Origin of the sequence: Acinetobacter sp. WCHAc060042 (assembly GCF_003231195.1) — a bacterium.
Taxonomy (GTDB): domain Bacteria; phylum Pseudomonadota; class Gammaproteobacteria; order Pseudomonadales; family Moraxellaceae; genus Acinetobacter.
This window is the reverse complement of the sequence record NZ_QKVN01000009.1, coordinates 98,274-105,068: the sequence shown is the minus strand read 5'-3', so window position 1 is coordinate 105,068 and position 6,795 is coordinate 98,274. Positions and strand designations below refer to the sequence as shown.

Sequence of the window (6,795 nt, the reverse complement as noted above, 5' to 3'; positions counted from 1 at the left end):
AAGTCTTCAAAGCTGTCTAAAATCCATTTTGCAGTTCTTCGAGCAATTTCATCTCGCCATTCACTTTCGGTTTCTCTTACATCTAAATATGCATCGTCAAGCCATATTTTTTGCTTTAGAGCTAAGGATTGATAATGCTCCTTTTTAGACCATCCCTTTTCATTTTTACGTATACAAAAGGCAATAAATAAAATATCTCCAACCATTTGACGTAAAATTTTTTTAATTTTTTTACGTGTATGCTGATTATTAATTCCAGTGACATATTTCTGTAAGCTTTCAAATTCACTACCAAATCTTTTCCAATATAGACACTGTTGAAAAAAATCTTGACTGGGTAATTTAATATTACGGTTTTCAAACTTAGGTGGACAAGTTGATAATAAATAAGCTCGTCCTGCATTTTGACTATTTAAAACACTGACATTTTGAGGTTGAGTTCCACCATACCCCGTTACAGTTAAATCAAAAATATCGGAATAGCCTATTTCATGATGCTCATTTTTCTTACGTGACTCTTTAGCTTGTTTAGTGTCTTCAGAAAAACGTATCGCATCAATGGATTGTTTTAGTCGAGTGATTAATCCTGATGGCGTTAAAATAGAGAGTAAATGATATTGTGCTTCACGAACTGGAAAATAAACTTGTTTCACTAAGTGATCTGTTTTAACAGAATGATCTGTTACTTTTATTTTTAAAAATTCTGTACTTAAAGTATCAAAGTTTAATTTTGCATGAGTAATTAGAGTTTTCAATGCTTGATCTTGCTGTTCAAAACCGTCCAATACCGTGAACTTTTCATTTAATGGTAAGGACAAAAACTTAAATACATCCATTGCAGCAGCATTGCCAAATACATCTAATGAATAATCCACATTCCCACTTCGTAAATAGCCATCATTAGATTGTTCTACTTTAGCAATCACGCTTGAAGTTTTTGCACTTGGGTGACTGAATTTACTTGGGTGACTGACCATAGAAAGCTGTGTAACTCGCTTTGCTGCATCAGGTAGCCATTCATTTAAACTAAACTTATCATTTGCCTGTTTTTGTAATTCGCTTATTACCGTTTCATTTTCAGCCTTTTTTATTCGCTCTTTTAACCAAAGTTCTTTTCGCTCATTCAAAAATGTATAAATGCTTTCAGCCATATATCCCCCACTTATTATTTATCTAAAACTACAAGTCCAAATTGTTCAGAATAAACAAGTCTTTTATTCTCATCATACTCAGGTAACATAATTTCCCCATAGCGTTCTGATAATGTTTCTACCTTTTCAGAAATATCCTCATTTTCGCTCAATTTATCAAGAGAAAGACGACACAAAATGTCGTGATAATTTCGATTTAACCATAATCTTTGTTGTTCTAATTCGTTTAATTGCATGTGATGAATATTATAAAAACCATTACGATCAATATATTTTCCAAAATCATCTTTTACACAAAATACAAGTTTGTGATTTTTTAACACTGCAAAAAGCTGAATATTAGGTGAACTTTGTCTAAAAGGCGTAAATTGCTGAGGTAAAGCCGTTAAAAACCAGTTTTGAGTCAACCACGCATTGAGGGGCTTCGCACCTACTTTATTATATGAAGTTAAAGCATCAGCCATGACCGCATGTTCAAGATCAGCCAATTTTTTTACAGCTTGTAAAGGTTGATTTGCCTGAATACGTGGAACGGCATTGATATTAAAATCAACATTTGAAATATCGAGTAATTCTTTTAGATCTTTGGTCTGTAATTTGAATTTATCATTATTCATTTCACAACCTGGCTTTTCAAATGCGACCTTCGCCTTTCGTACGCCTTTCAAATTATATTGCATCAAAGCAATATTTGGTTTTTGAATATCCTGTTCCAGTTTTCGATGCCGTAATACCCGCCCAGCAAGTTGGATGATAGAGCGATAAGAGGATGGCTCTACAATTGCCCAATCAAAATCATGATCTCGACCAACCTCCTCTACAGGCGTAGCAACCAAGATAAAAACAACATGTTCATGCTCTGTTGAATCTAAATGCTGTCGAATCACATTTTCTGAAAATGCAGTTGCCTGCTCTCCTACTTTTTCTTTGCGCTTCAAAACCTGATCTAAATGTCGCTCCTGCTCACTACGTAATAGCAAAACTTGACGACTATGATATGCCATGACACGAGGTGCAATTCCTTGTGACCACTCGGCATTTAATAGATATTGAGTGAGCGCGACACATGGCGAAATATTCGCTATGCGTACCACACCAAAAGAAACTTTTTTGCCTGTTTTAATATCAATACTGTAATGATTTAGATGCAATTGTTCAGCATTCTGCTGAATTCGTTCAAAATATTGCGACTGTAAACTTTGATCTAAACGTTGTACTTCTTTTTCTGCAACAAGGTCAGCGCAATCTATAATATAAGCTCTATGTTTTACGATTTGTTTACTTAATGCATTTACTCGAAGCTCAATAAATTGATCATGTGTATTCTTATATTGCTGCATCGTTTCTTTTGATTTGCTTGAATCAATGATTTGAATTTTAGTTTTAAATTCATCAACCCACATTGCAGTCATATTTGTATTTTTAAGTTTTTTAAACGCACAATACAATGACCAACCTTGCTGATACGCATTAAAGAAACCCTCAGCTAATGCAGGTGGAATGGTTGCCGAGGAAATCATCACTTTTCGCCCTAACATCCCTGCCAAATGTACAAGTCGAGCAATCGCAATTAAGTCCTGACCGTTAAAATCATCAACTTCATCAATCACCAAATCTGAAGATGAAAGTCTCAAACTGGGTAAAATATATTTTCCACCTCGTTTGGTCTCCGTGGCTGCCATCATATGATCAATGGTATAAACTAAAACAGGTTTATATAAAAAAGCTTTATTACGTTGTTCCTGATTCTTTGGAAATAAAGCATTCATAAACTCTGCTTGAGGCATAGCGTCATAATCAAGTTCATTGTCTAATAGTTCTTCTAGTGACTCTGAACCTATTTCCTCAATACTTACTTCATCTGGCTGAGTATTTTTTATATTTTGATGATGTAATTCCTGAACAGCTTTTGAACCAATTAAAACAGCAAGCTCATCATTGCTCAAACCAATATCATGACGATATGAATCACCAGTTTGTAAAGTTAATGTTCTGAGTCCTAAAGCTAAGATATAGCGTAATGATTGCCCATCATTGGATAGAGCTTGCATAATTTTAGCATTGGCAATCGTTTTACCCTTACCCGTACTCGCCATATTGACAATAAACCAACCTTGTTTCTCCACTCCCTCATTTTTTTGAATAAATTGTTGTATCCCTTTCACTGCCTGATCTTGCCATTCAAAACCTTGAGGACTTTTCTTTTTTAATTTTTGAATATCATAAGCGGGTTCCATGTCATCGGCTAAGCGACTTAAAGACTGAGCAACTCGCATTGCATTGTCACTGACCCGTACTAAATGCTCATCTAAAAATTGTTTGGCTTGTTTCGTTTTTGGGTCAGTATTTGCAACGAGTGATAAATTGGTTTTCCACGTTTTATCTGCCTCACAAGATGAATAATAGTGATCACCCAACATGAGACATAATCGTGCATGATGTAAAATCACTCGCCAACTGCCATCAACAAAAATCTGCTGTGATGCTTGAAACTCTTGTAATAAACGTGTTGACCATTTTTTAATTTGCTTGTTCCATTCAGATGACTGAGTCAACAAACCTTGTTTAAACTCAAAACACAATTTAAGACGTTGTTGATACTCTTTTTCCTCAAATTTATTTTGATAACCCCAATCTGCTTCGATAAATTCAAATAAATTACTTATACATGACACATCTTCACTGCCATATTTCCTATATTCTTCTTCACGTTTTAAATTAGGTAAGCGATGATGTGACACAATCAACCATGCGACCAACTGTGCTAAAGGTGGAAGTTGGTCTAAAGCTTTTGATTGATCTGAATTTTCCACTATCGTTTGTTTGAGTACTTCTTCATTCCAATTTTGACTGATAAATAAATTGAGCCATGCTTCGTCAGTTTCAATATCGCCCGATGATTGAACCAATGCATTGAGCAAAAGACAGGAAATCCATTCATGCCGTAAAGGATCGCCTTTAAATTGATTGTTTTTACTGAGGAGTTTCTGCTGAAATAAAACCGTTGCTTTGCCCCAATCGTGAAGTAGTGCGGACACTGCAACCAACGCTTTAATCAGAGGTAAATAATGCCAATCATTTTCCCATTTATTTTGATCTAATTTTTTCTTCGTCGTATTTACAGGCACAATCCCCTGCATATTAAACTTATTCCGATTTCCAACGACCCACAGCAACTCACTTCTACGACGACCACGTATCCAGTGACAACTGACCGCTGTACTTTTGGTGACAGTCTTTCTCAATAATTTTTTAACAGCAATCAAACCATCTTCGGTCATGACTGTTTGCCATGTATTGTCACCAATTCGATCTGCAAAAGCATCAAGTACACGGCGAGTTCGAGCAATCGCTTTCTTTTCACACTGGCTAATGAAGGTCACAATCATAATTCACTTGCCTCTGTATTAAAGTTTTTACAAGCTTGCGTTTTCACCTGATCAAACATCCAATCCAAACAGCGATATGCAACGAATTTTTGCAATAGCTGTTGACGGAACTCTTGCTCTTTCATGCCCTCTTTGGCACAAATAAATGCCCAAGGTAAAACCACAGCATCCTTAATTAAATCCGCTACATCAAACACCAAAGCACCACGTCGAGTTTTACCGTGCATCACTGCAAATGAATGAGAAATGCCTAACACCCAAAGCGTGGTTGCGGCTAAACCATAGGCGAGATAATTACCATGATTCAAAAAATCATTGGCTAAATCCCCCTGCTCAGGATTGCGTTCAAAACGGAGTTTGCAACGTGTTGCCGCAATCTTATAAAGTTGCTTGGTCATTTGTGCTTCAGCAAGCAACAAATCACCAACTTTGCTTTGATGCGGAATTTTCTTTTCAAATCCTGTTAACGCTTGAGTGATATCTTGGTCATCCAGATAAAATCCTTCGGCTTGTAAATCCCGATCTTTAGCCCAAACTTTACGGATAAATTCGATACGTGCGAACTGAAATTGTTTTGCGACCTCTAAACGTTTCGCCTCATCAAACCAAAAGCTCATCCATCCTTGCATATATTCCGTGGGGCGATATTCACTTTGTGGCATCATCCATTCAATTTCACTCCCCATAAATAAAGGTGTTCCGCCGCCACCTGTAAAACCGACCAATACTCCTGCACTGGCGAGCATCCGCATCGCTGCTTGGGTAATGGATGTGCCTGTACCCAATAAAATGACCGTGGTATTGGCGATTGGAATATTCCAATATTGGTTTTCATTTTTGGCTTCTGTGAGATATAAAACTCGACCATCTTTTTGCATGACACGTGCATGTTCAAGGTAGTAAAGATTGGCACGTTTAGAATGTAAAATTGCTTTTAAATCGGAAGGATTAAGTTGTTCCATTATTGTTATCAATTTTAAAGAGGCGTTATTATTAAAATATCTTCACCCCATCTTTATTGAAATAAAATTAAGCAAGCTAACGTCACATCTTGACGCAGAATCTTCGCAAGATGCATCTGTATGGTAATTTATACCTCGATTTGCTGAAACTACTTCGTAACAACCCTCTTTAACTTCCTAAACCCCTAGTTATCTATTCTCAATAGAATTTCCATCAAGGTCATAAAGATTTACTGCTCGTGCACCAGTATCAAGAAATAATTCTTTAAAAGCTCGTATTTCAATCTTAGCTAAATTAGCCTGTATTGGCTCCATTATTTGGACAATCGCAATAGGAGCTGTAAACTTGAAAAAAGATAAACTATTAGAATGATGTTTCATTAAAGCTTTCAATGTTGTTGTAGCACTTTCAAAATCTGCCAAAATCATTCTCGGATGATCATAAGGTATTTGAGGAACTTCTGTTGCTTTGACAGTACCATCCCCTGACATCAAATCCATACGGTTTTTATAAAAATGTACCCACATTGCTTTAGGATGTTTCTTTAAATCGTCGCTTATCATCTTGATTCTTAATTTTCTCTAAATTAACATAATACGCTTATACGAAGTGCTTGAAATTTTCCTTTTAGCATCAATCCCCCAGCCAAAAAGATTTTAGAATTCAGCATACTAGAACGGCTTTTCATCATTATTCATGCTTCACACTTACTGTTTAAACAAGATAAAGCCACTGAGCCTAACCGCTCATGAAAACCGCTAACTTGAGTGATAAAACCATGATTATCTTATATCAAGCCGAGCCTTTCTCTTGTTTATAGAAAGACCCAGCCCACCAGTCACATTAGAACTTTACTAAGTCACCTTTTAACGCCACCCCTGCTAATGCCGTACCTTTCGCACATTGGTAAGTCGTGGTGCTACGTGTTTCGTTGGACTTATAGAAACTCACCAAATTGGTCACGGCATTTGCACCTTTTGCTTTTGCCGTATTTTGGAACTGAATCAACGCAGAACGTAGCACATGATCACATGAACTTTCTGCCGATTTAGCAAAACCATTGGTTTTTTTATTGGTCACTAAGCCTTTTTGAATGACCTTGCCACCTGACTTAGTGCCCGCTAAATAAAACTTGACTGAACCATCCAACACCCCATCAGCGACAGCACGGTTTACGGCTTCTTGGAAATTGAAATCATGCATTTGGTCAGCTGCTTGAGCCGATGCAATCCCACATAAAGACAATACTGTTACTGCAAAAGCTTTTTTAAAAGACATCATTTTTCCCTCAT

Annotated in this window: 5 protein-coding genes; all 5 read right to left on the bottom strand. The window is 36.6% G+C overall.

The window, feature by feature from the left end:
- The coding region (gene csy1, locus DPG01_RS05890) for a type I-F CRISPR-associated protein Csy1 (RefSeq protein ID WP_110974473.1) at window positions 1–1,151 on the bottom strand (1,151 nt) is incomplete at its 3' end.
- A gap of 14 nt (window positions 1,152–1,165) precedes the next feature.
- Window positions 1,166–4,540 carry a type I-F CRISPR-associated helicase Cas3f gene (cas3f, locus tag DPG01_RS05885; protein WP_110974472.1) on the bottom strand — a complete coding sequence of 1,125 codons (3,375 nt, stop codon included), beginning with the start codon at window positions 4,538–4,540 and terminating at the stop codon, window positions 1,166–1,168.
- Entirely contained in the window at window positions 4,537–5,502 is a 966-nt protein-coding gene (cas1f, locus tag DPG01_RS05880; RefSeq protein ID WP_110974471.1) for a type I-F CRISPR-associated endonuclease Cas1f, read from the bottom strand. The genes cas3f and cas1f overlap by 4 nt, the downstream gene beginning before the upstream one ends.
- 189 nt (window positions 5,503–5,691) lie before the next feature.
- The gene (locus tag DPG01_RS05875) at window positions 5,692–6,066 is read right to left on the bottom strand and encodes a rod shape-determining protein (RefSeq protein WP_086210670.1); all 375 of its coding nucleotides are present in this window, start codon (window positions 6,064–6,066) and stop codon (window positions 5,692–5,694) included.
- Between the two features lie 280 nt (window positions 6,067–6,346).
- The gene (locus DPG01_RS05870; RefSeq protein ID WP_086210747.1) at window positions 6,347–6,781 is read right to left on the bottom strand and encodes an excinuclease; all 435 of its coding nucleotides are present in this window, start codon (window positions 6,779–6,781) and stop codon (window positions 6,347–6,349) included.
- Between the last annotated feature and the right edge of the window lie 14 nt (window positions 6,782–6,795).